This is a genomic window from Curvibacter sp. CHRR-16 (assembly GCF_018474005.1).
In the GTDB taxonomy this organism is placed as follows: Bacteria; Pseudomonadota; Gammaproteobacteria; order Burkholderiales; family Burkholderiaceae_C; genus Allorhodoferax.
In genome coordinates this window covers 12669-38799 of record NZ_JAHCSH010000004.1, presented here as the reverse complement: position 1 = coordinate 38799, position 26131 = coordinate 12669, and the positions used below count along the sequence as shown (strand labels likewise).

Here is a 26131-nt window from a genome sequence, read left to right as displayed (position 1 = left end):
CCTTCTACGCTACCACAGTTTCCACCATGGCCCTTTGGGTTCTTGAAGCCCATTGGCTAAGAAGGTGGAGTTGGGGTAGTTTTCTTCCAACACCCGTTTGGCATCGTCACGAAGCTCGGCCATTCCGAGTGCATCGTAGGATTTATAGAGGATATAGAGAGCCTCTTCAGTCACTGGGACACCACGGTAGTCGTTGATGGCTTGCTGTGCACGGTTTGCCGCCGCCAAGTAAGCGCCACGCTTGTAGTAGTAGCGCGCCACATGAATTTCGTAACGGGCCAGCGAAATGACGATGTAGTTCATGCGCTGGCGTGCATCTTCTGCGTAACGCGAGTTGGGAAAGCGGTTTACCAACTCTTGAAATGCTTGGTAGGAGTCTTTCGAGGCTTTTTGATCACGTTCAGACAAGTCTTGCCTAGTAATGGAGGAGAACATGCCCAAATCGTCGTTGAAATTGATCACCCCTTTGAGGTATAGCGCATAGTCCATGGCGGGACTGGCGGGGTAGAGCTTGATATAGCGCTCAAGCGTAGCCAGCGCAGTAGCAGGCTCGGCTGTTTTGTAGTACAGATAGGCTTTGTCCAGTTGGGCTTGTTGTGCCAATGGCGTGCCTGCGGCACGCACTTCCAATTTGTCGAGCAGGCCTATGGCTTTTTCGTATTGGCCGTTGTTGCTTTCGTCTTTGGCATCTGCATACAACTCTTCTGGAGTCATTTTGGCTGTTTTATCAACAGGAGCAGAGCTACAGGCAGCCAGCAGTGTGATAAGGACGGCTGTGAACCCGTGGGTCAGCAACGATAATTTGCTTCTTTGCATCCTGGAAAATCCTTTGAATCAGAGCCTTGAAATTATATCGACCACCTTGGCAACTCCTGACACAGAGGAGGACTTGGTGGAGGATTCATTGCAGACCGAAGTGCGATCGCTCAGTGTGACTGCAGATTTGCATGGTCTGCGCTTGGACAAAGCCCTGTCGCTGCTCATTGAGGGTTTTTCACGCAGCTATTTGCAGCAGTTCATTGCCCAAGGGGATGTGCTGGTGCAAGGTGTGCCGTGCACCAAGCCATCTAGCAAAGCAATTGCAGGTCAGCAAATCCAAATCACCCTGCGCCCAACACCAGCTAGTCAGGCATTTGTAGCGCAAGCCATTCCTTTGGATGTTGTGTTTGAGGATGATTATTTGCTGGTGGTGAATAAACCACCGGGTTTGGTAGTGCATCCTGCACCAGGCAATTGGAGTGGCACTTTGCTCAACGCCTTGCTGCACCATGTGCCAGAAAGCGTGAATTTGCCGCGTGCAGGTATTGTCCATCGCTTGGATAAGGATACCAGTGGCCTGATGGTGGTGGCCAAAACGCGGGTGGCAATGGATGCCTTGGTGCGTGCGATTGCTGCCCGTGATGTTAGTCGTCAGTACTTGGCATTGACCGATTGTGTCTGGGCGCATGCGAGTCCTAAAACGGTAGATGCAGCCATCGGTCGGGATGCGAGAAACCGACTGCGAATGGCCGTGGTGGACTTGGCGCGTGAATCGGGCAAAGTCGCCAAAACCGATTTTTATCTTTGTGATGCCAATGACCGAGGCAGCTTGCTGCGCTGTGTCTTGCACACTGGCCGTACACACCAGATACGCGTTCATTTGGCATCACTTGGATGCCCGATTGCTGGCGATGTGCTGTATGCAAGGACATCGTCACTTGCAACAAAGCCTGTAATTGCTCGGCAAGCATTGCATGCTTTTCGATTGGCTTTTTTGCATCCAGTCATGCAAACCCCGTTGCAATGGCAGATTCCACTGCCAGCCGATATGCAAGGGTTGGCACAAGAGTGGGGTCTCCAGTACAATGACAACTCAACTCAAGAGGCATAAGCCCGGGTTATCTGATATGGCTTCACACACCAGCAGTCCTCGCGCAGAGCGATGCATCGGTGGTAGCTTGAATTTCCTGAATCACGTATGAATACATCCGAGGCCAAAAGAGTCTTGGAAACTGCTCTGATTTGTGCAGCACAGCCTTTGTCGGTGCGCAGCATGCGAGAGTTGTTTTCTGATGCTTTGGGGGCAGACACGATCAAGGCTATGTTGGAGTCGCTGCAGGCTGATTGGGCCCCACGCGGGGTTGAGCTAGTGTGTGTGGCATCTGGCTGGCGTTTTCAGAGTCGTCCAGAGATGCGTGTCTTTTTGGATCGTTTGAATCCAGAAAAGCCACCCAAGTATTCACGTGCCACGCTTGAGACACTGGCTGTAATTGCGTACCGCCAGCCAGTAACACGTGGCGATATTGAAGATATCCGCGGAGTCACCGTGAGCAGCCTGCTGATAAAGCAGCTAGAAGACAGAGGGTGGATTGAAGCGATTGGCCACAAAGATGCTCCCGGGCGGCCCACGCTGTTTGCGACAACCAAGCAATTTCTGGATGACCTAGGTTTGGCTGCCTTGGATCAATTGCCCTTATTGACGCAACCTGACGCCCAAGATGCGTTGGGTGCTGTTTTGCCAGATTTGGCTGGGGATACATCGGCCGATGTGCTGCAAGCAACGGCAGCGCCAGTACAAGACAGTTTTACAGAGCAACAGATGGAGTTGCCTGTCACAGGCGATGGTTTGCAAGAACCATTGCAAGAAATGGACAAACAAGATGATGAATGAACAACAAGATATGCCAGATGAAAGCAATGCGGATGCTTTGTCTGCGCCAGCAAGCGCTGATGTCACACCGGTAGTGCGATTCGAAGACGTGCTGTCAGGTGATTTTGATGTCGAGCCTACAGAAGAGACTGTGCCAGTGTTGGCCAAGCGTGTATTGTTGCCACAGGCCGATACACCCAAGCTGCACAAGGTGCTGGCCCAAGCGGGTATCGGCTCTCGCATGGAAATGGAGCAGCTGATCTTGGAAGGCCGGATAACGGTGAACAACGAGCCAGCCCATGTGGGACAGCGCATTCAGTATGGTGATAGCGTGAAAATCAATGGCAGGCCCATTCGTTTTCGTATTGCGCCACCACCCCCGCGCGTGATTGCATACCACAAGCCTGCAGGTGAAGTGGTGACCCATGATGATCCACAAAACCGCCCTACGGTGTTTCGGCGTTTACCCAAGTTGGCCCATGGTAAGTGGCAATCGGTGGGGCGTTTGGATCTGAATACCGAAGGTCTGCTTTTGTTTACCAATTCAGGAGAGTTGGCTAATAACTTGATGCATCCCCGTTTTGGTTTGGAGCGTGAGTATGCGGTGCGAGTACTGGGGTCGCTGTCAAAAGAGGAAAAAACAGCATTGCTGGAGGGAGTGCAATTGGACGATGGTCCCGCACGCTTCTCCTCAATTGAGGATGGCGGTGGTGAGGGGGCTAACTGCTGGTACCGAGTGACGATTGGTGAAGGTCGCAACCGTGAAGTGCGTCGGATGATGGAGTCTGTAGGCCATGCTGTCAGTCGCCTCATTCGCATTCGTTATGGTGCCATGTTGTTGCCCAAAGGATTGCGCCGTGGAATGTGGATCGAGTTGGGTGAGTCTGAAATCCGTGCGCTTGTGCAAGCGTCTGGTACGAAATTAACCCAAGTACCACCTCCCCAAAGCAAAAAAGAGGGCCCACGCGGTCGTTATCCAACGCAAGGGAAGCGCCCTGCTAGCAACCGACAAGGTCGTGCAGGTAAAAGCACCGATGGAGCTGGCCAGCCTGATCCTATGCGTACGTCTTTGGGCTACATCGGAGCGGATGCAGTTAGCAAACAACGCCGTCAAGCGGGTTTTTCCGCTGGCAAAAAGGGAAATAAGCGCTTTGGCTGATAAGTCTCGTCACAAAGCGCAGGATAAAATAGAGAGCTTTTCTCCCGTTTGGGTATTTTTTACATAGTTAGGAAAATAACATGGCAATCGAACGCACCCTGTCAATCATCAAACCCGATGCAGTAGCTAAAAACGTCATCGGTCAAATCTATGCACGTTTTGAGGCAGCCGGTTTGAAGGTGATTGCAGCACGCATGGCTCATTTGTCTCGCGCTGAAGCAGAAGCTTTCTACGCAGTGCACAAAGAGCGTCCTTTCTTCAAGGATTTGGTCGATTTCATGGTTTCTGGCCCCGTCATGATCCAAGTTTTGGAAGGTGAGGGCGCTATTTTGAAAAACCGTGACCTGATGGGTGCTACTGACCCCAAAAAGGCCGCGCCAGGAACTATACGTGCCGACTTTGCTGACAGTATTGATGCCAATGCAGTGCACGGTTCTGACAGTTCGGAAACTGCTGCTGTTGAAGTGGCATTTTTCTTTGCTGGTTTGAACGTTTACTCCCGCTAAGGAGTTCAAAGTGGTCAACCTGCTTGATTTCGACCTCAATGGGTTGGCCACTTTTTGCGAAAGCTTGGGCGAAAAACGCTTCCGAGCTGTCCAGCTATTCCGCTGGATTCACCAGCGCGGTGAATCGTCTTTTGACGCGATGACGGATTTGGCGAAGACTTTTCGCCAGAAATTACAAAGTCACGCATCCATAAAAGGGCTGACGGTTATTTCTGAGCAACGTTCGAGCGATGGCACTATCAAGTGGTTGTTCGACGTCGGCGACGGCAATGCGGTTGAGTCTGTTTACATCCCGGAAGATGATAGGGCGACCTTGTGCGTTTCCTCGCAAGCGGGGTGCGCAGTAGGATGCCGATTTTGCTCTACGGGACATCAAGGTTTTAGTCGCAATCTCACTACTGCAGAAATCACAGCACAGCTTTGGTTTGCGGAGCATCTGCTACGACGTGAGTTGGGTCGAGATGAGCGCATTATCAGCAATGTGGTAATGATGGGCATGGGGGAACCCTTGCAGAATTTTTCTGCGCTAGTACCTGCTTTGCGAACCATGTTGGATGACCATGCTTATGGTTTGTCGCGCCGCCGTGTCACGGTTTCCACGTCGGGTGTGGTGCCGATGATGGAGCGGCTGGCGCAAGAGTGTCCGGTGGCACTCGCTGTGTCGTTGCATGCGCCCAACGATTCTTTGCGCGATAGTCTGGTTCCTTTGAATCGCAAATACCCACTGCACGAATTGCTTGCCGCGTGCAGTGCCTACCTGCCCAGTGCTCCGCGCGATTTCATTACTTTCGAATATTGCATGCTTGACGGCGTGAATGACACGCATGAACATGCACAAGAGTTGGTTCGACTTTTAAAAACGACACCTTGCAAGCTCAATCTCATTCCATTTAATCCTTTTCCTGCTTCCGGACTCTTGCGATCTAAAGCAAAAACGGTGCAAGAGTTTGCTAAAGTGCTGCTAGATGCTGGAATCGTTACCACGGTCAGAAAAACCCGTGGGGATGATATCGATGCTGCATGTGGTCAGCTTGCTGGTGAAGTGCAGGACAGGACACATGTTTTGAGGCGCATTGATAAGCAACGTGCTACCAGCACACCCATAACCGAATAACTCCCATTCCTTTCGAAGGAGTAGCATGCAATTTTGTTGTCGCTGGAAAAGCGTATTGGCGTTCGTGCTAGTGGTGGTAATGGGGTTGACTGGTTGTGCTAGCAGCACAAATTCCAGCTCTGCAGCGGATGGAGCTTCTGATCAAGAGGGTTCTGTGCGCAAGCGCTCTCGTGTGCGGATGGAGCTTGCTCTAGGCTATTTTTCTAAAGGACAAACAGAAATAGCTTTGGAGGAGATTAATCAAGCTATTCAAACCGATGTGACATTCGCCGAGCCCTTGAATGTCAAGGGCTTAATCTATATGCGCCTTAATAATTTTAAGGTCGCTGAAGATAATTTTCGCAAAGCATTGCAGTTAAGCCCCAAATTATTTGCTGTACAGCACAACTTGGGCTGGCTTTATTGCCAACAGGGGCGTTACGACGAATCGTTCCAGCAATTCAAACAATTGCTCTCAGAGACGACCTATTTTGAGAAGCCCAAAACATTGTTGACCTTGGGGGTGTGCCAAGCTAAGAATGGTGGCTTGGAAGAGGCTCAAAAAACTTTGCAAAAAGCATTTGAATTGGATTCTGTCAGTCCAGTTATCTCATATCAGTTGGCGTCTGTGTTGTACCAACGACAAAACTTCTCAGCTGCACAGTTTTATTTAAAGCGCATTAATGAGTCAGATTTCGCCATGCCTGAATCATTGTGGCTAGGAGTCAAGGTTGAGCGCAAGCTTGGCAATGTGACTTTGGCCAATGTGCTTGGTGAGCGGTTGAAAAATCGCTTTCCACAATCCACTGAGTACGAATATCTGCAGCGGGGACAGTATGAGCAGTGAGAGCGATGTCGAAATGGTTCCATTGACACCAAGTCAAGATTTGCTAACAGCCGGCCAGATGCTGAAGCAAGCCCGTGAAGCAACCGGGATGCATGTCGCTGCACTCGCCGTTGCCATGAAGGTGCCGGTAAGAAAGTTAGAAGCTTTGGAAAGTGGGGAGCTGGAGTCCACAATGGATCCTGTTTTCGTGCGTGCGATTGCCTCTAGTGTTTGTCGACATTTGCATGTGCCTGCAGAGGCAATTTTGGCTAAGTTGCCTCAAGTGGCTACGCCAAAGTTGTCAAGCACCGAAGGGGCGATTAATGCTCCTTTTCATCGAGACACAGATCCTCAGTTCACCGGCTGGAAGGATTTTCTTTCGCACAAAACGGTTGTGCTAGTGTTCGGTATCTTGGTACTGGCATCACTCCTTTATGGGGCACCCTATATTGAAGAGGTAGTTGTTCGCTATGCTCCCCTTGTGGATGGGCTAATGAGTCATAGCCAATCAGCGCCAGCCCCCGTCGCAGAAGCAGTACAGACTCCTGCACCAAGTGAGTCCTCCCTTGGCAAAGAGGTTGTGAATGAGCCCGCTGTTGCACTTTCAGCCAGTGTTGCGGCAGAGTCGCAAACACCTGCTGCACTGGCAAGTTCGCCTGAGTCTAAGGAACTGATCAAGCCAGTTTCTATGGATGGTGCCAACCCCAGTACTACGCCGTCAACTCAAAATGCAGTGGCGTTTCGTGCGACAGAGGAGTCTTGGGTAGAAGTCACAGATGCCAGTGGTAAGGTATTGCTACGAAAGTTGTTGGCCCCTAGTGAGATGGTGGGGGCAAGTGGGCAGTTTCCCTTGTCAATTGTGGTCGGTAAGGCTGCAGTTACTGAAGTCTGGGTGCATGGAAAACCATACGATTTGGCACCTATTGCTAGAGAAAATGTAGCCCGTTTCGAAGTGAAGTTTTAATGGATAAGCAACCAATCCCTGTCGGTCAAGCCTCGTCACGACGTTCTTTGCAAGCACGTATTGTGTGGGGCAGTCACGTCGTTACAGTTGGAGGTAATGCACCTGTACGCGTCCAGTCAATGACCAATACCGATACCGTGGACGTAATTGGCACCGCGATTCAGGTTAAAGAGTTGACAAATGCTGGTTCCGAGTTTGTGCGTATTACGGTTAATACGCCTGAGGCTGCTGAGGCAGTTCCTCATATTCGTGAGCAATTGGACAAAATGGGTATCCCTACCCCACTGGTAGGTGATTTTCACTACAACGGTCATCGTTTGTTGACTGAATATCCTGCATGTGCTGAAGCTTTGTCGAAATACCGCATCAACCCTGGCAATGTAGGTAAAGGTGATAAGCACGATAAACAATTCGCGCAGATGATTGAGGTGGCTAATCGTTGGAGCAAGCCAGTTCGTATTGGGGTAAATTGGGGTAGTTTGGATCAAGAGTTGCTGGCTAGTTTCATGGATATCAATAGCCAACGTCTTCAGCCTTGGCATCCCAAACAGGTTATGTATGAGGCTTTGATTGAGTCGGCCTTGACTTCTGCCCAGCGTGCGCAAGATTTGGGAATGAAGCCTGAGCAAATTTTGCTTTCATGCAAAGTGAGTGATGCTCAGGATTTGATAGCTGTCTACCGTGAATTGGCTCGAATTTCCAACTATCCATTGCATTTGGGACTCACGGAAGCGGGTATGGGTACCAAGGGTGCCGTTGCATCGGCTGCGGCGTTGTCTGTGTTATTGCAAGAGGGTATTGGCGACACGATTCGTGTTTCGCTAACGCCCGCTCCTGGTGAGTCTCGAACCCAAGAGGTTGTTGTTGCCCTAGAGATTTTGCAAGCGCTTGGTTTGCGCCGATTTATGCCTAGCGTGACTGCATGCCCGGGATGTGGCCGTACAACCAGCACAACTTTCCAAGAATTAACGCAGCAAATTTCTGACTATTTGACACAAAAAATGCCTGAATGGCGTTTGAGCTATCCCGGGGTTGAAACCTTGAAGGTCGCTGTCATGGGATGCATCGTAAACGGCCCCGGTGAAAGTAAGCATGCTGATATTGGTATAAGTTTGCCGGGCACTGGAGAAAGTCCGGCTGCTCCAGTGTTTATTGATGGTGAGAAGCACAGCACTTTGCGCGGTGAGCGCTTGACCGAAGAATTCCAGCAATTGGTCGAAAACTATGTGGTGCAGCGCTTTGGTAAAGGAATTCAATAACCGTGTAGTTTTCGGTCTCAGCACCGGCTAGTGGAATACCGGGCCTTGCAGCTTGCTGCCACGGCCTATTCCTTTTTTGGTGAACCAGCCTTGGTTCATTTCCAGTACAAACCGCACAGGTCGCAAGGAGCAGTGGGAGTCTGTTGTTTGTGGTTTCATGTCTTCCACATTCACGATGGTTCCATCGTCTTGTATGAAAGCAGCAGAAAGTGGTAATGCCGTGTTTTTCATCCAAAAGCATTGCTTAGACGGTTCTGCAAATACAAATAGCATGCCTTCGTTATCGGGCATGCTTTCTCTGAACATCAAACCAATCATGCGCTGTTCTGGTGTTGCTGCTATTTGAACTTCTAAGCGATGAATGCCAATGGTTAACGCCGTGCGCTGCAAATTCATCTGGGGTTGATTTTGGGCAGAGGATAAAGTGCTCCAAAAGAGTGTGAAGAGGACGGATAGAAACGTTTTCATAGGGAGGGTTGTACTGACTGTGTACCAAGGGTTGGGGGCTAGAATCGTATCTTGTTTCGGGTATTTCATACTACCTCTGGTAATTCAACAGATTCATAACAGCAGGAGTTTCGCTTCCATGTACCAACATATCAAGGTTCCGAGCGCAGGTCAAAAAATTACCGTCAATGCAGACATGTCACTCAATGTGCCGGATCAGCCCATCATTCCTTACATTGAGGGCGACGGTACAGGTTTTGACATAACTCCAGTCATGCTCAAAGTGGTGGATGCCGCAGTAGCCAAAGCGTATGCAGGCAAGCGCAAGATTTGCTGGATGGAAGTCTATGCAGGCGAAAAATCCACTAAGGTTTACGGCCCTGATGTGTGGTTGCCAGAAGAAACTCTGCATGCTGTGCGCGACTATGTGGTGTCTATCAAGGGGCCATTGACAACACCAGTTGGTGGCGGCATTCGTTCTCTGAACGTGGCTTTGCGCCAAGAGCTGGATCTGTATGTTTGTTTGCGCCCTGTTCAGTACTTTGATGGTGTTCCTAGTCCCCTGAAAGAACCCCACAAGACTGACATGGTGATCTTCCGTGAAAACTCTGAAGACATCTATGCAGGCATTGAGTTTGAAGCCCAAAGCGATAAGGCCAAGAAACTCATCAAAATTTTGCAAGAAGAATTTGGCGTTAAGAAGATTCGTTTCCCCGAAACTTCCGGTATTGGTGTCAAGCCAGTATCCCAAGAGGGGACCGATCGTTTGGTGCGCAAAGCGATTCAATACGCAATAGACAATGACAAGTCCAGTGTGACCATCGTTCACAAAGGGAACATCATGAAGTTCACTGAAGGTGGTTTCCGTGATTGGGCTTATGCATTGGCGCAGCGTGAGTTTGGTGCGGAACTGATTGACGGTGGCCCATGGTGCAAGTTCAAAAATCCCAGGACAGGAAAAGAAATCATCGTCAAGGACAGTATTGCCGATGCGTTCTTACAGCAAATTTTGTTGCGTCCTGCAGAGTACTCGGTGATTGCAACGCTGAACCTGAACGGTGACTACATTTCTGATGCCTTGGCTGCACAAGTCGGTGGTATTGGTATTGCTCCTGGAGCCAACTTGTCTGATACCGTGGCCATGTTCGAAGCTACGCATGGCACGGCTCCCAAGTATGCTGGCAAAGATTATGTGAACCCGGGTTCCGAAATTCTGTCCGCTGAAATGATGCTGCGCCACATGGGGTGGACGGAAGCTGCTGACTTGATCATTTCTTCTATGAAGAAAGCTATTAGCAGCAAAAAGGTGACTTATGACTTTGCACGTTTGATGGAAGGGGCAACCCAAGTGAGTTGCTCCGGCTTCGGTCAAGTGATGATTGACAATATGTGAGCGGTTCGCACGGCATTTGTGCTGCTTGCTGCCAAACAAGCCCGCTCCTTTTGGGGTGCGGGTTTTTTTATGGGGAGCGGCGTGTTTTCATGGCGCGCTCCACTTCGCGCTTGTTCTCGCGATCACGGATCGTGTCACGCTTATCGTGATCAGCCTTGCCTTTGGCCAAGGCTATTTCGCATTTCACTCGCCCACTTTTCCAGTACAGGTTCAGTGGTACTAGGGTGTAACCTTTTTGCTCTGTTTTTCCAATCAAACGCCGGATTTCCTCTTTGTGCATCAAGAGTTTTTTGGTGCGCACCTTGTCAGGCGATACATGGGTGGAGGCGGTATGGAGAGGGTTGATTTGCAGGCCAATAATGAACAACTCGCCATTTCGGATGTGCACATAGCCATCGGTCAGTTGCACTTTGCCTTCACGCAAAGATTTGACTTCCCAGCCTTCTAGTACGATGCCAGCTTCAAAACGTTCTTCAAAAAAGTAGTTGTAAGCCGCCTTTTTGTTATCGGCTATGCGTGTGTTTTTAGAGTCTTTTTTGGTTGCCATAAGGTAGCGGCGGCCTCCACTGTACAAAGTGAAGGCGGCGAACTGTTCGATACTGATGTATGAAAACTGTTGAGAAATCGGTGCTGATTTGGTACAGCCCTGCCCAGATGTTTGATCTGGTGACCAAGGTTGAACTGTACCCCGAGTTTTTGCCTTGGTGTGCTTACACCCGCATTCTGGAGCAAATGCCAGACGGTATGGTGGCCGAGGTAGGCATGTCTATCGCAGCCTTCAAGCAGTCCTTTACAACCCGCAATGTTCATGAGGCGAATGCTGCTGTGCATATGTCGCTGGTCAAAGGTCCATTCTCTAGCCTTGAAGGGCATTGGCGTTTTACCTCGGTAGGCAATGGTGCAGCTTGCAAGGTGGAGTTCCGCTTGCAGTATGGCTACGATAAAAGTGCACTCTCAGCGATTTTGACGCCCGTTTTCGACAAGGTCGCTGCCACAATGGTGGATGCTTTTGTAAAGCGCGCAGAGCAGGTCTATGGTGAGTGATGTGAATGTTTCTCTCGTCGTGGGAGTGAGGCCTCGGTACTATGAGGAACTGGTGCGGCGTTGCCGTGCAGGAACTACTTTGCGAGATTTCTTGCAAATGCACGCAGCCCCATTGCAATCCCTGCTAGGCGATGCTTGGGGTGATAGCGCATGCTCCGTGTGGGGACAAAAACGGCCACCGAACTATGTTTTGTGTGATGGAGACCGGATAGAAATTACCCGCAGTTTGCGGGTAGATCCAAAGGTGGCACGCAGAGAGCGCTTTCAAGCGCAAGGAAAACGGCGCGCAGGATTGTTTTCGAAAAAACCGACGCCAAAGTAACTTAATTGCAAGTCTGGGCGATGATGCCCTGAATGCGAGCCACCTCGACAGCGCGCTGCTCGTCGGTCAATATGCTCACTTCACCTTTGGCATCGGTTTGTGCGATACGGCGTCCCGAGTCGTAGGTCGCTTTGGCTTGTTTGGCGCGTGCACAGTTATCTGCTTTGGCTTGTGCTTGGCGCTCTTGCTCTGCTTTGACCTTGGCGGCTTCTTGGGCTTCTGCTTGCTTTTTCTTCGCTTCCAGTGCGGGGTCGCTGGCAGGCGCGGTATTGGTATTGGCTGTTGCAGTTGCACCACTTGGGGCGGTGGTGGTGTCGTTCAGCGGCTTGAAAACCAGTTGTCCAGCGCTATTGGCAGCAGGCTGTTTGAGGATGTTTTTAGCGGGTATCTCATTGCCAGGGGGTCTATCACTAAAGACCTTTCGTCCTTGTGAATCCAGCCAAACCCACTGGGCATTTGCCAGTGAAAAGGCGGTCGCAAACATTGCAAAAACAAGAGCTGTACGTGCTTTCATGCTGCAAGTGTAGTGTCGCGGAGGCCAACTGCCAAATTGGGGCGAGTACAATTCGCTTTTTGGAGCTTGACTATGCGCCTACTTGGCAAAGCACTTACATTCGACGACGTGCTGCTGGTTCCTGCTTACTCGCAAGTACTGCCGAAAGACACCAGCCTCGCAACGCGGTTTTCCCGCAACATTTCCCTGAATCTGCCCCTCGTGTCCGCTGCCATGGACACAGTGACAGAGGCCCGTTTGGCGATTGCTATCGCCCAAGAAGGCGGTATGGGTATCATCCACAAGAATCTGACCGCTGCCGAACAAGCAGCGCAAGTAGCCAAAGTAAAGCGCTACGAATCGGGTTTGTTGCGCGACCCCGTTGTTATTACACCAAACACTACCGTGCGTGAAGTGCTCACCTTGTCTGAGCGTTTAGGAGTGTCAGGCTTCCCAGTGCTGGAAGCAGGCAAGGTTGTAGGCATTGTGACGGGGCGTGATTTGCGCTTTGAAACACGCTATGACCAACCAGTGCGCACCATCATGACACCCAAGGAGCGCTTGGTCACTGTGCCCGAGGGCACAACGCCCGAAGAGGCAAAAGCCTTGCTCAACAAGCACAAGCTAGAGCGTTTGCTGGTTGTTAATGATGCGTTTGAACTGCGTGGTCTTATCACCGTCAAAGATATTACCAAGCAGCTCAATTTCCCCAATGCAGCACGTGATAGTGCTGGTCGTTTGCGCGTAGGCGCAGCAGTGGGGGTGGGCGAGGGGACTGAAGCCCGCGTAGAGGCCTTGGTGCAAGCCGGTGTAGATGCCATTGTGGTAGACACAGCCCACGGCCACAGCAAAGGCGTTATCGATCGCGTGCGCTGGGTCAAGCAAAATTATCCCCACATTGATGTGGTGGGCGGCAATATTGCCACCGGCGCAGCCGCTTTGGCTTTGGTAGAGGCGGGTGCCGATGCCGTCAAAGTCGGTATCGGCCCAGGTTCTATCTGCACCACCCGCATCGTGGCTGGCGTGGGCGTGCCGCAAATCATGGCCATCGACAATGTCGCCACTGCTTTGCGTGGTACAGGTGTGCCACTGATTGCTGACGGTGGCATCCGTTACAGCGGGGATATTGCCAAAGCCATTGCAGCGGGTGCGGGCACCGTGATGATGGGCGGTATGTTCGCTGGAACTGAAGAGGCACCTGGAGAGGTCATTCTTTACCAAGGTCGCAGCTACAAGAGCTACCGTGGCATGGGTTCTATCGGTGCGATGCAGCAAGGCAGTGCAGACCGCTATTTCCAAGAGTCTTCCACTGGCAACCCCAATGCTGACAAGCTGGTTCCAGAAGGCATTGAAGGTCGTGTGCCCTACAAGGGCTCTATGGTCGCCATCGTGTTCCAAATGGCTGGTGGCATTCGCGCCAGCATGGGCTACTGTGGCTGTGCCACCATTGCAGAAATGCAAGACAAGGCGGAGTTCGTGGAAATCACAGCGGCGGGTATTCGTGAAAGCCACGTCCATGACGTGCAAATCACCAAAGAAGCCCCCAACTACCGCGCCGACTAAGCCGCGCACCCACACAGCAGGCCCCAGCGGGCCTGCTTTCATTTTGGCCAGACCTTACTGCTATGCACCAGAAAATTCTGATCCTCGATTTCGGTTCCCAAGTCACCCAACTGATCGCCCGCCGCGTGCGCGAAGCGCATGTGTTTTGCGAAGTGCACCCTTGCGATGTGAGCGACGAATGGGTTCGTCAATACGCAGCAGATGGCACACTCAAGGGCGTCATCCTGTCGGGTAGCCACGCCAGCGTGTACGAAGAAACCACCGACAAAGCGCCCCAAGCCGTGTTTGAACTGGGCGTGCCTGTACTGGGTATTTGCTACGGCATGCAAACCATGGCCCAGCAGCTTGGTGGCCGTGTGGAGGGGGGGCATACCCGCGAATTCGGCTATGCAGAAGTGCGTGCCCACGGCCACACCAAGCTGCTCGATGGCATCCAAGACTTTGTGACTTCTGAAGGCCACGGCATGCTCAAGGTCTGGATGAGCCACGGTGACAAAGTGACTGTGCTGCCTCCGGGATTCAAGCTCATGGCCTCTACCCCCAGCTGCCCCATCGCCGGTATGGCCGATGAAGCGCGTCAGTTCTACGCAGTGCAGTTCCACCCCGAAGTGACCCATACCGTGCAAGGTAAGGCTTTGCTGGAGCGTTTTGTGCTGGGCGTGTGCCAAGCTCGCCAAGACTGGATCATGGGCGACTACATCGCTGAGGCGGTTGAGCGTATACGCGCCCAAGTAGGCGACGAAGAGGTCATCCTTGGCTTGTCTGGTGGCGTGGATTCCTCGGTGGCCGCAGCGCTGATACACCGCGCGATTGGTGACAAGCTGACTTGTGTGTTTGTGGATCACGGCCTGTTGCGCCTGAACGAAGGCGATATGGTCATGGACATGTTCGAAGGCAAGCTGCACGCTAAGGTCGTGCGTGTGGATGCCAGCGACTTGTTCTTGGGCGAATTGGCTGGAGTGACTGATCCTGAGCAAAAGCGCAAGATCATTGGCCGTTTGTTTGTGGATGTCTTCAAGGAAGATGCCGCTAAGCTCAAAGCCAGCGGTCAAGGGCATAAAGGTGCAACCTTCCTAGCCCAAGGCACTATTTATCCTGACGTGATTGAGTCCGGTGGTGCCAAGAGCAAGAAAGCTGTCACCATCAAGAGCCACCACAACGTGGGTGGTTTGCCTGAGCAACTGGGTCTCAAACTCTTGGAACCACTGCGCGAACTGTTCAAGGACGAAGTGCGTGAACTGGGCGTTGCACTCGGTTTGCCGCGCGAGATGGTGTACCGCCATCCATTCCCTGGCCCCGGCTTGGGCGTGCGCATCTTGGGCGAAGTCAAGCGTGAGTACGCTGACCTGCTGCGCCGTGCGGATGCTATCTTTATCGAAGAACTGCGTAACCACATCGATGCGGAAACAGGCAAGAGTTGGTATGACTTGACCAGCCAAGCGTTTACCGTGTTCTTGCCCGTCAAGAGTGTGGGCGTGATGGGCGATGGCCGCACCTACGACTATGTGGTGGCCTTGCGCGCTGTGCAAACCAGCGACTTCATGACTGCAGACTGGGCCGAGCTGCCGTATGCGCTGCTCAAGAAGGTCAGTGGGCGCATCATCAACGAGGTGCGTGGCATCAACCGCGTGACCTATGACGTCTCCAGCAAACCACCAGCCACCATCGAGTGGGAATGATGCCCACTACATGGGCTTGGCCTTGCGCCAAGCCCAGTTGGCGCAACAGCGGGGAGAAGTTCCTGTAGGCGCTGTGCTGGTGGATGAGGCTGGCCATGTGCTGGCGCAGGCCGGTAATGCCGTGATTGGTCTGCACGACCCCACGGCCCATGCAGAAGTGCTGGTGCTGCGCCAAGCTGCCCAAACAATGGGCAATTACCGGTTAGAAAACACCACGCTGTATGTCACGCTAGAACCGTGTGCCATGTGCGCAGGTGCTTTGTTGAATGCACGCGTAGGGCGTTTGGTCTATGCCACAGCCGAGCCCAAAACAGGCGCTGTAGAGTCTGTGCACCATCTGCTAGATGATGCCTGTAATACCCATGTGCTACCCCACAGCAGTGGTGTGCTGGCCGCTGAATGCCAAGCGCTGTTGCAGGATTTTTTCCGCCAGCGGCGCACCGTCCAAAAGGCAATCGCTACTCCCTTGCGAGAAGACTGTTTGCGCACCCCGCTGGTTGATAAAGACTTGCCCGCAGGCTGGGGCGAGCAGTTCCACAGTGATGTGTGTCCGGTTATGCCTGGTTTGCGCATCCACGCAGTAGACACTGGGCCGCTTGATAGTCCATGCGCGGTGTTCTTCGTGCACGAATTCGCAAGCTGGAGTGTTGGTTTTGCTTCTGTGATGCAGGCATTGGCGCAGCAAGGTATGCGCGCTTTGACGCTGGATTTGCCCGGTTGTGGTTTGAGTGATAAACCCAAGAAAGCGCGTGTCCACACAGTGGATCTGCATGTCCACACCATCCAAGCCCTGCTGCACAAATGGCGTTTGGCCTCCCCATCGTTGCAGTCGATCGCGCTGGTATGTCACCCCGCAGCGGCAGGGTTGGTGGCTAGGCTATCTGAGTCAGGCCCGTTTTTTGTACTGCCCCAGGGATTGGCCATTCCCACTGCTGCGCAGCAAGCGTTGCCATTTGTAGACAAGGGGTACCAAGCCATTGTCCAAGCCGCTGCACGATTGCAGCAGCAGGTTACCGAGGACAGCCACTTTGTAAGCGATGGTTTCAAGACCCTGCCTGCGCAGCCTTTGCTGCTAGCCCAGACGCTGAAGGCTTGGATTTCGGGTTGATAATGATCTGGTGAGCAAGCGAATCTATATTTATTCTCCGTCTGGTGCTGTGCGCGACAAAGCGGCTTTTCGCCGCGGCATACGGTGTTTGCAGCAGCGTGGATATGAGGTGGAAGTAGACCAAGCCGCCTTGGCACGGCATACTCGCTTTGCTGGTGATGATGCGCAGCGTCTGCAAGCCATCGAGCGCGCATGCAGCAGCGGTGCCGATGTAGCCTTGATAACCCGCGGTGGTTATGGACTGACACGCTTGCTGCCGCAGTTGCCTTATGAGGCCATTGCCCAATCCGCCCAAAAAGGCATGCAGTGGGTGGGCATCAGTGATTTCACTGCTTTCCAAATGGCGGTGCTTGCCCGCACAGGAACCACCACATGGGCAGGCCCGGCCTTGTGCGAAGGCTTTGGTGCCCAAGAGCCCGATGACATCATGCTGGACTGTTTTGATGATCTCGCCCAGGGCTATGGCGAAGGCACCGGTTGGCGCATGCCTGCTAGTGACAAGGCGTGGCTGCAACAACTAGGGCCACTAGCTATCCATGACGCTCCTCTATGGGGAGGAAATTTGTGTGTACTGAGCAGCTTGCTGGGCTCACACTACCTGCCTGTGCAGCAAATGGATGGCGGCATTTTGTTTTTGGAAGATGTGGGCGAGCATCCCTACCGCATAGAACGCATGTTGACCCAACTGCTGCATGCCGGTGTCTTGCAGCGCCAGCGCGCCATATTGCTGGGGCAATTTACCGAGTACAAACTCACGTCACATGACAAAGGCTTCAAACTGGCCACTGTGGTGCAATGGCTGCGTGAGCAAGTATCTTGTCCCGTATTGCAAGGCCTGCCCTATGGTCATGTGCCCACCAAGGTCATGCTGCCAGTGGGCAAGATGGTCGAATTGGTTGTGGAGGAACGCGACGCCATGATGTTGTGGGGGCACTGATGGCACTGGACGCCACCATCGTATTCACCGATTTGCACGGCAGTACTGCGGTATTTGAAAAGCTGGGCAACGCCCGCGCCACAGAGGCCGTGACGCAGCTCACCGCTTGGATCGTGCGCGTATCCGAGCAACACGGGGGCTTGCTCATCAAAACCTTGGGTGATGGCGTCATGCTGATGTTTCGCCAACGCCAAGCCGCGCTTACTGCAGTGGTGGACTTGCAGCGCCAGCATGTCAAAACCATTACCCAGCAGCCTTCTGCCAATCACTTGCCCATACGCATAGGCATAGCCAGTGGCTCGGTGGAAATTGTCGACAGCGATTGTTTTGGCGATGCTGTGAATGTGGCCTCTCGTCTGTGCGACCTGGCGGGGCCCAATCAAATTTGGGCTAGTGCCAGTGTGGTTGCCGGGCTCAAAGAGTTGCCTGGTGTGAGCTTTCGCATGTTGGGCCCCATCTCCATACGAGGCCGTGTAGAGCCATGTGCTGTACACCAGATTGAATGGCGAGACGAAGAATCCACCGATTTTGTGACCATGCAGGCTTCCTTGCCTGTGGACTCGCAAATGGGGCACATTGATGTGCTGGGCTGTGAGTTGCAGTTGGCTTGCGGTGAAGACAAGCGGGTGTTTCGCGCGTTTGATTTGCCAGCGCACATCGGCCGCATAAAAACCATGGATTTTGTCGTGAGCGACCCGCGTGTTTCTCGCACCCACGCTCGGTTGGAGTGGCGCAATGGCAGCGTGGTGTTTATTGACGCCAGCAGCTATGGCAGCTGGGTGCGCTTTACCAGTGCATCTGGACCAGACATCTTGCTGCGACGCAACGAATGCGTGCTGCATGGCAAGGGCGAAATTTGCCTGGGTGCCAGCTTTTCTGACGCTGATGCCCCCCGCCTTGTATTCGAAGTGCGCATGCCCCAGTGGCGCTGAGGGTATCCGTCCTCCGTTACAGTCGAGCCCTTCGGTGCAGCCCTGTGGAGGGTTGGCCTAACCATACAAAGGTAACCATGTCGGATTTGTTGTCGAAACTGCAATGGCGCTATGCCGCCAAAAAGATGGATTCCACCAAAAGCGTGCCCGCAGACAAGTTGGAGCGCATTTTGGAAGCGGCTCGCCTGACGGCCAGCTCCAGCGGCCTGCAGCCCTACGAAGTCATCGTGGTCAGTAACAAAGCAGTGCGTGAGCAAATCGTCCCCATCGCTTGGAACCAAGCCCAAATCGTCGAAGGTTCACACCTGCTGGTGTTTGCAGCATGGGACAACTACACTGCCGAACGCATCAACAAGGCGTTTGATTTGGTCAATCAAGAACGTGGCTTTACCAGCGAAGGCTGGGAAAACTATCGCCAAATGCTGCTCAAAACCTACACCGTGCGCGATGCACAGGTCAATTTTGAGCATGCTGCCCGCCAAGCCTATATTGCCTTAGGTACGGTTCTGGTAGCGGCGGCTGAAGAGCAAGTAGACGCCACTCCCATGGAAGGCTTTGACCCCGATGCGCTGGACAAAATATTGGGCTTGCGCGAACGTGGTCTGCGCAGCGTATTGATCGTCCCATTGGGCTACCGCGCTGCTGAAGGAGACTGGCTTGTCAACCTGAAAAAAGTGCGCAGGCCACTGACTGAGCTGGTGAGTGAAGTCAAATAAATCAAGGGCACAGTAACCCTCAAATGCAATGCCTCTGGCGCTGTGCGCTAGGGGCATTTTCATTTGGGGTAGCGGGCGTTACGATAGGCTTATACACACCATTTGGGAGATTTATGACCGAGCCAATAACCCCGGATCCCATGACGGAGACCACGCAGCTAGAGGCCAAGGTTTTGCTGCTGGAGCACGATCCCACGCAGTGTCGGCAACTGAGTAGTTTTTGCCATGAAGTGGGGCTGTTGCCTTTGCTGCGCACCAGCCACGATGCGCTCAGAGCGTTGGAAGAGCACAAGGATTTGGCTGGAGTCTTGTTGGCAGAGGATTTGCCATGTGGTGCTGATGACGGTTTGGTGCTGGCGCTAGCCATTCATCGGCAACGGCCTGAACTGCCAATTTTTTTGCGCCGCACGGCCGACAAACCTTTATCCGTAGCCCAAGCACAAGCCATCCGCTTTGCATGGAAAGTGGGTGAGCTAGAGCAACTGCGCGCCAGTGTGGATCGGGCCATTTTTAGCCTGCGTTACCCCGCCGAGTTGGTGCAGGGCATTATCGATTTGACTTGCCAAGCCATGCGCTCCATGTTTCCCAATGCCCATGTAGACGCTGAAGCGCCGTACGTGGTGCATGACCGCATCATCCACGGCGAGGTATCGACCATCATCCCCATCGAAAGTACGTGGTGCCGTGGCTTCATGATGTTGCAAACCGAAGAAAGCGCGCTGCGCCAAGGCATGGTGCAGGGCTTTAGCTTTGAGGGCATGGGCGGCGATCTGAACTTTCGCGAACTCAACAACATGCTGGGTGAGACCACCAACCTGATATGGGGTGCCTTCAAGAACCGCTACATACCGCCCGAGGCCTTTGCCAACCAGCAAACGCAAGTGCCCATCGTCATCAACCACGCGCACAAATACATCTCGTTTGGCTCACCCGACCCGCAGTTGTGCATTCGCTACCAGTTGACCGATCCGGCTCGCCCTGAGCTGGTGCCCTTGGTCATCGTGCAGCGTTTTATTTTCAATTTGCTGTGGTCTCCCGAGGCATTTTCGGTTTACTCTGCCGCATCATCGGCCAGCACCGTGGCAACGGGTGAGCTAGACCTTTTCTGAGTTGAGTAACTGCTGGAGCATTACACCCTATGGCGCACGTTCTAGTGATAGACGATTCGAGCACGATGCGTGAGATCGTGAGCAACTTCCTGAGTCAAAACGGCTTTGACGTGGTGCAGGCCACCGATGGCCGCCACGGCCTAGAGCAACTGAGCAAAGACCCCAGCATCAAACTGGTACTCACCGACGTCAACATGCCCAATATGGATGGCCTGACCATGGCGGAAAAAATCCGCAACGAACAGGGCAACAAGTCCGTGCATATCGTCATGTTGACCACCGAGGACAACCCCGTTATGCGTGACCGGGGCCGCAGCATTGGCGTCACCGGTTGGATTGTGAAACCCTTTCGTGGGGAAGCCGTGCTGGGGCCATTTCGCAAGTTCTGCGGCTTGTAGTTTTCTAGTGCCCGTTAAGAGCCAATGCCGTAGAGCTAGATGCACTAGGGAGTTTGAAAATGCTGACAGCTTCTGCCAAGTGAACAGCTTGTTGCTTCAAGCTCTCTGCAGCTGCAGCACTTTCTTCGACTAACGCCGCATTTTGCTGGGTGACTTGGTCAAGGTATTTGATGGCATTGCCCACTTGCTCAACTTCGTCTGTTTGCTGCGAAATCGCACTGGACATCTCCATGATCAGGTCATTGACTTGCTGAACCTGCTTCACGATGTTGTGCATGGCCAAGCCAGCATTGTTGGCGCGCTCAACACCGGAGTTGACGCTCTGAACGCTAGCGTTGATTAATGTTTTAATCTGTTTAGCCGCTTCTGCTGACCGCTGTGCCAAGGAGCGAACTTCACCCGCAACCACTGCAAAACCACGACCATCTTCCCCTGCGCGTGCTGCTTCCACGGCGGCATTGAGTGCCAAGATATTGGTCTGGAAGGCAATTCCATCAATCACGCCAATAATTTCAGAGATGCTCTGCGAAGATTTGGAAATCTCTTGCATGGTAATTACCACGTTCTCAACTAACTCTCCACCTTGGTGAGCGGCTTGTGCTGTGGCTTGCGCAAGATGCGTTGCATTTTTTGCTCCATCCGCATTAGTGCGAATGGCCGATGCAATTTTCTCCATAGAGGTAGCGGTGTGCTGCAAATTACCCGCTTGAGTTTCAGTTCTGGCACTAAGGTCACTGTTGCCTAAGGCAATTTCTGATGAGCTATTGGCAACGTTTTCACTGCTTTTTTGAATATTAACAACAATGTTTGCAATGTTTTTTTGCATCTTTATAAGAGATGCATAAACGGATCTGCTGGCAATATTGCTCTTTAATTCATTGGGAGTTAAATCGCCCAATGCCACACGTTGCGCGTAAGTGTCTAATTCGCTTGGTTCGGCTCCCAAAGATTGGTAGAGCCGGTTATTGATAAAAAATGCCATTGCGAAGCTGAATAGGGTTGACACAGCAAAGCAAGTAATCGCGATGGCTTGAGCTTTACTATGTTGCTCTTTTGATGCTGCCACCATCTCCTGTGTGTGCTTTTCATAGTATGCAAGCACTTGCTGTATCGTATCTTGTACAGCGGTCAGTGATACGGTTGTTCGCTCGGCAAGCCATGTCCCAGCTTCTTCCTTTTTTCCTTCTTGCCATAGCTGAATAAATTTTTTGAAATCTGGATCGCCACGTGTTTGCGCGGTTTGAAGAAATTTCCCCACCAATTCAGATGCTTTTGGATTATCTTTTGTTAGTTTTATTAGTTGATCCACTAAGGAGAAAAATCTATCTCTCGCTGCTAAACCTCTATCTGCAGCAGCTTTCGCTTGGGTAGGATCACTCACTACCATGGTTGTTAACGTGGTTTCGATGCCGATTCGCAATTCGCTCGATATTTTGTTGGCGATTTCAGTTATTTTTTCATTCTTGGTCACAATTTCATCCATATCACTTTTTATTTGTGATAAGGCGCGAAGGGAAGAGAAGGCACTAATCAATCCAATAAAAATAATGGTAAAGAAAACCAAAAAAAACTGTTTTCTGAGTGTTAGTTTGCGCATTTGTGGTCCCTTATTTGATATTGATTTTTCATCTTTTAATAAAATTTATATGCAGTTGATTGCCAAATTTTGGTGAAAAGATGTGTGTTGTGGGTTTTTCTTGGTAACTTAGATGAGAAAAATTTTGTACCACTGAGTCAATGGTTTTTACAGCAAGATGTGGGCCATAAAGAACTTTGTGCAGTGCAGCTGCATGTTTGGGGCGTGTCAGCTTCTTCTGACAGATTTATGGAAGGTCACAGGCACCGCTTGGGCGGCGGCCAGCAATTCAGCGCGGCTTTGGCGGGCGATGGCAGGCTTCATCTTGCCCACCACATGCATCTCGCAGGGTTTGCAGTCAAAGCGCAGGGTCAGTTTTTCTTTGCCGTTGATGAGCTGCAGCGGCTCGGCCTTCACCTGGCCTTGCACGCCCACCACGCCCTTGGCCTGCTTGGGGCACAGGCTGAGCGAAAAGCGCACACAGTGTTTGGTGATCATCAGGCTCACTTCGCCCATCTCTTCAATCGCCTCGTAGGCCGGGGCAATCACCTGCACGCCATGGCGCTCGTAGAAGCGGTGCGCCGCTTGGTTGAACACGTTGGCCAAGTAGCTCAGGCTGTCTTCGGGGTAGGGCACAGGTGGTTCTATCGCTTGGGCGCGGGGCAGGCGCTGCAGACCGTTCAGGCGCTCGGCTTCTAGCGCCTCGGTGGCGGCGCGGCGCAGGCTGTTGAGTTTGGAGGCTGGTATAAACAGGCCTGCAACCCCCGTCACATCTGCTTGGTCTGCTATAAAAATGGTAGCACCTAGTTTGCTCAAGTGCTCCCGCGTTTGTTCGGTGGCCAGAGCAGGGTCTTTGGCGGTTTGCAAGTCCATGGCTTCGCTCACCGTGGTGCTAAAGCCATCCTCGTCGGTCATGGTCAGGGCCAAGCCATCGGCGCTGGGACTCAAGTGCAGCCACACGCCAATGCGGCGCTCGCTGCTGGTTTTTTCCAGCGCGCGCAGCCACTGGCTGTCACGGTTGCGGTTGATGCGCGTGCCTTTGCGCAGGTCTTTGAGGCCGCTGATCGGGTCTTTGGGCACCACGCGCCACAGGCCTTTGGCCGCGTTGATGGCTTGCGCGGTGTTAATCGCCATCCCGGTCAGCTCTTGCTGCAAGTCGTAGTAGCACAGGCCGTCGCCGTTGGCCAGGCTGGCGGTGGGTTCGTCGAGCTCCAGCTCCACGCTGTCGGCCAGCACGCGGGTCACCCAACCTATGGGGCGGCCAGGGTTTTTGGGGCTGTCAAAAGCGCCAATGGTCTCCTGGCGACCGTTCACAAAATAGTCGGTGAACTCGCGGTTGAAGTTTTGGTTGGGGTCGGGCTGGAAGAAGAAGGTGGTCTTGCCACTGCTGCTGGCGCGCAGCGCGCTGTGTTCGTGGCCGGGGGCTATGCCTGCGGCACGGTCTTCCATCAGGCGATCGAGCAGCTGGCGGTAGTGGGCGGTGATGTTTTTCACATAGCCCATATCCTTGTAGCGGCCTTCGATCTTGAAGCTGCGTATGCCCGCATCCACCAGCGCGCCCAGGTTCTCGCTTTGGTTGTTGTCCTTCATGGACAGCACATGCTTGTCGTGCGCCACAAAGCGGCCCGCACTGTCCACCACTTGGTAGGGCAGGCGGCAGGCTTGGTTGCACTCGCCGCGGTTGGCGCTGCGGCCTGTGTGCGCCGCGCTGATGTAGCACTGCCCGCTGTAGGCCACGCACAGTGCACCGTGGATGAAAAATTCCAGTGTGCTGCGCTCGGGGTCGGTGGCGGCCCGAATGGCGGCGATTTGTGGCACCGTCAGTTCGCGTGCCAGCACGATTTGGCTCAAGCCCACGTCTTGCAAAAAGCGGGCTTTCTCGGGCGTGCGGATGTCGCACTGCGTGCTGGCGTGCAGCTCAATGGGCGGCATGTCTATTTCCAGCAAACCCATGTCTTGGATGATCAGCCCATCCACCCCGGCCTCGTACAGTTGCCACGCTTGCTGGCGGGCTTGCTCCAACTCGTCATCGCGCAAGATGGTGTTCATGGTGGCAAAAATGCGCGCGTGGTAGCGGTGCGCGTGCTGCACCAAGCGGGCGATGTCGGCCACGCTGTTGCTGGCACTGGTGCGCGCCCCAAAGCCGGGGCCGCCGATGTAGACCGCATCGGCCCCGTGGTTGATGGCTTGGATGCCAATGTCCGCATCGCGGGCGGGGGAGAGCAGTTCGAGGTGGTGGAGTGGGAGGGCCATGCCACCGATTATCCCAGCCTGCACCCCCTTTACACTTGGTAACCATGCATGCAAGCAGCCTTCCCATAAGCCCGCGTACTGCGTGGCTAGACGCCCTGCGCGGTCTGGCCATGGTGTGGATGACGGTGTTTCACTTCTCTTTCGATTTGGCCAACACTGGCTACACGCAGCAAAACTTTTACCAAGACCCGCTGTGGCTGTGGCAACGCGTATGCATCTTGAGCCTGTTCTTGCTCTGTGCTGGCGCGGGTCAAGTGCTGGCTATGCACAGTGGCCAAGGCTGGGGGGCATTTTGGCGCCGCTGGGGGCAGATCGTGACCGCAGCGGTGCTGGTGACGGTGGGCAGCATCCTCATGTTTCCGCACAGCTTTATCTACTTTGGCGTGCTGCATGGCATGGCAGTCATGCTCTTGCTGGTGCGTCTGTGGCGGCTGCAGCGTGTGCCTGTCTATGCGGCGCTGGGCTTGGCCTTGCTGCTGCTGTTTGCGTGGAGCCAAACGGAGCACGCCCACACCGTGCTGGCGGCTTGCTACCCGCTGCTCGATGCACGCTGGCTCAACTGGCTGGGCATCATCAGCCACAAACCCATTACCGAGGACTACGTGCCTTTGCTGCCTTGGCTGGGTGTACTGCTGCTGGGCATGGCCGCCATGCGCTGGTGGCTGCAACTGCCCGCGCAAGGGGGCTCTGGCGTGGTCGCACGCCTCACCCAGTGGCAGCCGGGCAGCGTGCCCGCCAAAGGCTTGGTATGGCTGGGTCGCCATAGCCTGAGCTACTACCTGCTGCACCAACCCGTAATGCTGGGTGGCTTGGCTTTGCTATCTTTTTTATAGCTTCTTGAGCAATGCCAGTAAGCTCTGCGGCCATTTTCTTTGCCATAGGGTAAGTCCTATCTATGCTCTTGCATGGTCGGTGCTTATGATTGATTTCCATATTTGAATTAATTGTTCATTTGTAAATAAATCATGACGCAACGACTCGCTGGCAAAACCATACTGATTACCGCCGCTGCTCAAGGCATAGGCCGCGCCAGTGCGCTGGCATGTGCTGCACAGGGCGCGCAAGTCATTGCGACAGATATCAACCAAGTGCTGCTGCAGACATTGCAGCAAGACAGTGCGCGCATCCAAACCCATGTGCTGGACGTGCGCGACACCGACGCGGTGCAAGCCTTGGCCCACACGGTGGGGGATGTCGATGCGCTGTTCAACTGCGCAGGCATGGTGGCTAATGGGACGTTGTTGGAATGTTCTGAAGCAGATTGGGACTTGAGCTTTGACCTGAATGTGAAAAGCATGTACCGCATGACGCAGGCCTTCCTGCCTAGCATGCTGGCCAAGGCCGAGCGCACGCAAGGCAGTGTGTCCATCATCAACATGGCGTCCATGGCATCGAGCATCAAAGGTTTTGCCAACCGCTGCGCCTACGGTGCAAGCAAAGCTGCGGTCATTGGGCTGACCAAATCGCTGGCAGCCGATTACGTGAAGCAAGGCCTGCGCGCCAATGCCCTGTGTCCCGGTACGGTGGACACCCCCTCGCTGCGCGGGCGCATTGCCAGTGCGGCAGACCCGGTTCAGGCAGAAAAAGACTTTATTGCCCGCCAGCCCATGGGTCGCTTGGCCACCGTGGAGGACATTGCCCCCATGGTGGTGTATTTGGCCAGTGACGAGTCGCGCTTTGTCACCGGCCAAGCATTGCTGGTCGATGGTGGTGTGACCATTTAAC

The 26131-nt window shown here is 53.3% G+C and carries 27 protein-coding genes; 21 read left to right on the top strand and 6 right to left on the bottom strand.

The window, feature by feature from the left end; genetic code table 11:
* Window positions 1-9: 9 nt before the first annotated feature.
* The gene (locus tag KIK84_RS09910) at window positions 10-816 is read right to left on the bottom strand and encodes an outer membrane protein assembly factor BamD (RefSeq protein WP_214122935.1); all 807 of its coding nucleotides are present in this window, start codon (window positions 814-816) and stop codon (window positions 10-12) included.
* 46 nt (window positions 817-862) lie between these two features.
* On the opposite strand from KIK84_RS09910, the gene KIK84_RS09905 reads away from it, so the two are divergent.
* From KIK84_RS09905 to ispG, 8 genes are all read left to right on the top strand, one after another.
* Window positions 863-1870 (top strand): RluA family pseudouridine synthase, encoded by a 1008-nt coding sequence (locus tag KIK84_RS09905; RefSeq protein WP_250207907.1) that lies wholly within the window; start codon window positions 863-865, stop codon window positions 1868-1870.
* Window positions 1871-1957: 87 nt separating this feature from the next.
* Window positions 1958-2650 (top strand): SMC-Scp complex subunit ScpB, encoded by a 693-nt coding sequence (scpB, locus tag KIK84_RS09900; RefSeq protein ID WP_214122934.1) that lies wholly within the window; start codon window positions 1958-1960, stop codon window positions 2648-2650.
* Window positions 2643-3788 (top strand): pseudouridine synthase, encoded by a 1146-nt coding sequence (locus KIK84_RS09895; RefSeq protein ID WP_502757551.1) that lies wholly within the window; start codon window positions 2643-2645, stop codon window positions 3786-3788. Before scpB ends, KIK84_RS09895 begins: the two co-directional genes overlap by 8 nt.
* Before the next feature lie 80 nt (window positions 3789-3868).
* Complete coding sequence (ndk, locus tag KIK84_RS09890; protein ID WP_214122933.1) at window positions 3869-4294, top strand: nucleoside-diphosphate kinase; 426 nt, start codon at window positions 3869-3871, stop codon at window positions 4292-4294.
* 10 nt (window positions 4295-4304) lie between these two features.
* Window positions 4305-5408 carry a dual-specificity RNA methyltransferase RlmN gene (rlmN, locus tag KIK84_RS09885; RefSeq protein ID WP_214122932.1) on the top strand — a complete coding sequence of 368 codons (1104 nt, stop codon included), beginning with the start codon at window positions 4305-4307 and terminating at the stop codon, window positions 5406-5408.
* A 25-nt stretch (window positions 5409-5433) separates the two neighbouring features.
* Entirely contained in the window at window positions 5434-6234 is an 801-nt protein-coding gene (gene pilW, locus KIK84_RS09880; RefSeq protein WP_214122931.1) for a type IV pilus biogenesis/stability protein PilW, read from the top strand.
* On the top strand, window positions 6224-7177 hold the full coding sequence (locus KIK84_RS09875) for a helix-turn-helix domain-containing protein (RefSeq protein ID WP_214122930.1): 954 nt from the start codon (window positions 6224-6226) through the stop codon (window positions 7175-7177). Before pilW ends, KIK84_RS09875 begins: the two co-directional genes overlap by 11 nt.
* Entirely contained in the window at window positions 7177-8436 is a 1260-nt protein-coding gene (gene ispG, locus KIK84_RS09870) for a flavodoxin-dependent (E)-4-hydroxy-3-methylbut-2-enyl-diphosphate synthase (RefSeq protein ID WP_214122929.1), read from the top strand. Before KIK84_RS09875 ends, ispG begins: the two co-directional genes overlap by 1 nt.
* Window positions 8437-8463: 27 nt before the next feature.
* On the opposite strand, the gene KIK84_RS09865 is transcribed toward ispG, so the two are convergent.
* A complete protein-coding gene (locus tag KIK84_RS09865; protein WP_214122928.1) occupies window positions 8464-8904 on the bottom strand; it encodes a DUF192 domain-containing protein in 441 nt (146 codons plus the stop codon).
* A 118-nt stretch (window positions 8905-9022) separates the two neighbouring features.
* Between KIK84_RS09865 and icd the strand changes: the two genes are divergently transcribed.
* Entirely contained in the window at window positions 9023-10276 is a 1254-nt protein-coding gene (gene icd, locus KIK84_RS09860) for an NADP-dependent isocitrate dehydrogenase (RefSeq protein ID WP_214123276.1), read from the top strand.
* Between the two features lie 67 nt (window positions 10277-10343).
* Here icd and smpB read toward each other — a convergent pair whose 3' ends face one another.
* Window positions 10344-10823 (bottom strand): SsrA-binding protein SmpB, encoded by a 480-nt coding sequence (smpB, locus tag KIK84_RS09855; RefSeq protein ID WP_214122927.1) that lies wholly within the window; start codon window positions 10821-10823, stop codon window positions 10344-10346.
* Window positions 10824-10882: 59 nt separating this feature from the next.
* Between smpB and KIK84_RS09850 the strand changes: the two genes are divergently transcribed.
* Window positions 10883-11320 (top strand): type II toxin-antitoxin system RatA family toxin, encoded by a 438-nt coding sequence (locus tag KIK84_RS09850; RefSeq protein ID WP_214122926.1) that lies wholly within the window; start codon window positions 10883-10885, stop codon window positions 11318-11320.
* Window positions 11310-11642, top strand: coding sequence for an RnfH family protein (locus tag KIK84_RS09845; protein WP_214122925.1), 333 nt, complete (start codon window positions 11310-11312; stop codon window positions 11640-11642). The genes KIK84_RS09850 and KIK84_RS09845 overlap by 11 nt, the downstream gene beginning before the upstream one ends.
* 1 nt (window position 11643) lies before the next feature.
* On the opposite strand, the gene KIK84_RS09840 is transcribed toward KIK84_RS09845, so the two are convergent.
* Window positions 11644-12156, bottom strand: coding sequence for a DUF4124 domain-containing protein (locus KIK84_RS09840; RefSeq protein WP_214122924.1), 513 nt, complete (start codon window positions 12154-12156; stop codon window positions 11644-11646).
* Between the two features lie 72 nt (window positions 12157-12228).
* On the opposite strand from KIK84_RS09840, the gene guaB reads away from it, so the two are divergent.
* From guaB to KIK84_RS09800, 8 genes are all read left to right on the top strand, one after another.
* Window positions 12229-13698 carry an IMP dehydrogenase gene (gene guaB / locus KIK84_RS09835; protein ID WP_214122923.1) on the top strand — a complete coding sequence of 490 codons (1470 nt, stop codon included), beginning with the start codon at window positions 12229-12231 and terminating at the stop codon, window positions 13696-13698.
* Window positions 13699-13760: 62 nt separating this feature from the next.
* Window positions 13761-15377 (top strand): glutamine-hydrolyzing GMP synthase, encoded by a 1617-nt coding sequence (gene guaA, locus KIK84_RS09830; RefSeq protein WP_214122922.1) that lies wholly within the window; start codon window positions 13761-13763, stop codon window positions 15375-15377.
* Window positions 15334-16485, top strand: a complete 1152-nt coding sequence (tadA, locus tag KIK84_RS09825; RefSeq protein WP_214122921.1) for a tRNA adenosine(34) deaminase TadA — start codon at window positions 15334-15336, stop codon at window positions 16483-16485. Before guaA ends, tadA begins: the two co-directional genes overlap by 44 nt.
* Window positions 16486-16495: 10 nt before the next feature.
* Window positions 16496-17422, top strand: a complete 927-nt coding sequence (locus tag KIK84_RS09820; protein WP_214122920.1) for an LD-carboxypeptidase — start codon at window positions 16496-16498, stop codon at window positions 17420-17422.
* Window positions 17422-18354 (top strand): adenylate/guanylate cyclase domain-containing protein, encoded by a 933-nt coding sequence (locus KIK84_RS09815; RefSeq protein WP_214122919.1) that lies wholly within the window; start codon window positions 17422-17424, stop codon window positions 18352-18354. Before KIK84_RS09820 ends, KIK84_RS09815 begins: the two co-directional genes overlap by 1 nt.
* A 77-nt stretch (window positions 18355-18431) precedes the next feature.
* Complete coding sequence (locus tag KIK84_RS09810; protein ID WP_214122918.1) at window positions 18432-19070, top strand: NAD(P)H-dependent oxidoreductase; 639 nt, start codon at window positions 18432-18434, stop codon at window positions 19068-19070.
* Between the two features lie 113 nt (window positions 19071-19183).
* The gene (locus KIK84_RS09805; RefSeq protein ID WP_214122917.1) at window positions 19184-20179 is read left to right on the top strand and encodes a chemotaxis protein CheX; all 996 of its coding nucleotides are present in this window, start codon (window positions 19184-19186) and stop codon (window positions 20177-20179) included.
* Window positions 20180-20208: 29 nt separating this feature from the next.
* Window positions 20209-20577 carry a response regulator gene (locus KIK84_RS09800; RefSeq protein WP_214122916.1) on the top strand — a complete coding sequence of 123 codons (369 nt, stop codon included), beginning with the start codon at window positions 20209-20211 and terminating at the stop codon, window positions 20575-20577.
* A 4-nt stretch (window positions 20578-20581) separates the two neighbouring features.
* On the opposite strand, the gene KIK84_RS09795 is transcribed toward KIK84_RS09800, so the two are convergent.
* The gene (locus KIK84_RS09795; protein ID WP_214122915.1) at window positions 20582-22174 is read right to left on the bottom strand and encodes a methyl-accepting chemotaxis protein; all 1593 of its coding nucleotides are present in this window, start codon (window positions 22172-22174) and stop codon (window positions 20582-20584) included.
* Between the two features lie 207 nt (window positions 22175-22381).
* The gene (locus KIK84_RS09790; RefSeq protein ID WP_214122914.1) at window positions 22382-24406 is read right to left on the bottom strand and encodes a peptidase U32 family protein; all 2025 of its coding nucleotides are present in this window, start codon (window positions 24404-24406) and stop codon (window positions 22382-22384) included.
* 44 nt (window positions 24407-24450) lie between these two features.
* Here KIK84_RS09790 and KIK84_RS09785 point away from each other — a divergent pair, with 44 nt between their 5' ends.
* On the top strand, window positions 24451-25239 hold the full coding sequence (locus tag KIK84_RS09785; protein WP_214122913.1) for an acetyltransferase domain-containing protein: 789 nt from the start codon (window positions 24451-24453) through the stop codon (window positions 25237-25239).
* A gap of 132 nt (window positions 25240-25371) precedes the next feature.
* Complete coding sequence (locus KIK84_RS09780) at window positions 25372-26130, top strand: SDR family oxidoreductase (RefSeq protein WP_214122912.1); 759 nt, start codon at window positions 25372-25374, stop codon at window positions 26128-26130.
* Window position 26131 lies beyond the last annotated feature (1 nt).

What these genes read in the sequence shown, in the direction of transcription:
- KIK84_RS09790 (WP_214122914.1), bottom strand. Translation starts at nt 24,406, where the DNA reads ATGGCCCTCCCACTCCACCACCTCGAACTGCTCTCCCCCGCCCGCGAT.
- KIK84_RS09845 (WP_214122925.1), top strand. Translation starts at nt 11,310, where the DNA reads ATGGTGAGTGATGTGAATGTTTCTCTCGTCGTGGGAGTGAGGCCTCGG.
- KIK84_RS09785 (WP_214122913.1), top strand. Translation starts at nt 24,451, where the DNA reads ATGCATGCAAGCAGCCTTCCCATAAGCCCGCGTACTGCGTGGCTAGAC.
- ispG (WP_214122929.1), top strand. Translation starts at nt 7,177, where the DNA reads ATGGATAAGCAACCAATCCCTGTCGGTCAAGCCTCGTCACGACGTTCT.
- KIK84_RS09875 (WP_214122930.1), top strand. Translation starts at nt 6,224, where the DNA reads ATGAGCAGTGAGAGCGATGTCGAAATGGTTCCATTGACACCAAGTCAA.
- smpB (WP_214122927.1), bottom strand. Translation starts at nt 10,823, where the DNA reads ATGGCAACCAAAAAAGACTCTAAAAACACACGCATAGCCGATAACAAA.
- KIK84_RS09840 (WP_214122924.1), bottom strand. Translation starts at nt 12,156, where the DNA reads ATGAAAGCACGTACAGCTCTTGTTTTTGCAATGTTTGCGACCGCCTTT.
- KIK84_RS09815 (WP_214122919.1), top strand. Translation starts at nt 17,422, where the DNA reads ATGGCACTGGACGCCACCATCGTATTCACCGATTTGCACGGCAGTACT.
- pilW (WP_214122931.1), top strand. Translation starts at nt 5,434, where the DNA reads ATGCAATTTTGTTGTCGCTGGAAAAGCGTATTGGCGTTCGTGCTAGTG.
- guaA (WP_214122922.1), top strand. Translation starts at nt 13,761, where the DNA reads ATGCACCAGAAAATTCTGATCCTCGATTTCGGTTCCCAAGTCACCCAA.
- tadA (WP_214122921.1), top strand. Translation starts at nt 15,334, where the DNA reads ATGACGTCTCCAGCAAACCACCAGCCACCATCGAGTGGGAATGATGCC.
- KIK84_RS09800 (WP_214122916.1), top strand. Translation starts at nt 20,209, where the DNA reads ATGGCGCACGTTCTAGTGATAGACGATTCGAGCACGATGCGTGAGATC.
- KIK84_RS09795 (WP_214122915.1), bottom strand. Translation starts at nt 22,174, where the DNA reads ATGCGCAAACTAACACTCAGAAAACAGTTTTTTTTGGTTTTCTTTACC.
- ndk (WP_214122933.1), top strand. Translation starts at nt 3,869, where the DNA reads ATGGCAATCGAACGCACCCTGTCAATCATCAAACCCGATGCAGTAGCT.
- KIK84_RS09850 (WP_214122926.1), top strand. Translation starts at nt 10,883, where the DNA reads ATGAAAACTGTTGAGAAATCGGTGCTGATTTGGTACAGCCCTGCCCAG.
- KIK84_RS09865 (WP_214122928.1), bottom strand. Translation starts at nt 8,904, where the DNA reads ATGAAAACGTTTCTATCCGTCCTCTTCACACTCTTTTGGAGCACTTTA.
- scpB (WP_214122934.1), top strand. Translation starts at nt 1,958, where the DNA reads ATGAATACATCCGAGGCCAAAAGAGTCTTGGAAACTGCTCTGATTTGT.
- KIK84_RS09895 (WP_502757551.1), top strand. Translation starts at nt 2,643, where the DNA reads ATGAATGAACAACAAGATATGCCAGATGAAAGCAATGCGGATGCTTTG.
- KIK84_RS09910 (WP_214122935.1), bottom strand. Translation starts at nt 816, where the DNA reads ATGCAAAGAAGCAAATTATCGTTGCTGACCCACGGGTTCACAGCCGTC.
- icd (WP_214123276.1), top strand. Translation starts at nt 9,023, where the DNA reads ATGTACCAACATATCAAGGTTCCGAGCGCAGGTCAAAAAATTACCGTC.
- KIK84_RS09810 (WP_214122918.1), top strand. Translation starts at nt 18,432, where the DNA reads ATGTCGGATTTGTTGTCGAAACTGCAATGGCGCTATGCCGCCAAAAAG.
- KIK84_RS09780 (WP_214122912.1), top strand. Translation starts at nt 25,372, where the DNA reads ATGACGCAACGACTCGCTGGCAAAACCATACTGATTACCGCCGCTGCT.
- KIK84_RS09805 (WP_214122917.1), top strand. Translation starts at nt 19,184, where the DNA reads ATGACCGAGCCAATAACCCCGGATCCCATGACGGAGACCACGCAGCTA.
- guaB (WP_214122923.1), top strand. Translation starts at nt 12,229, where the DNA reads ATGCGCCTACTTGGCAAAGCACTTACATTCGACGACGTGCTGCTGGTT.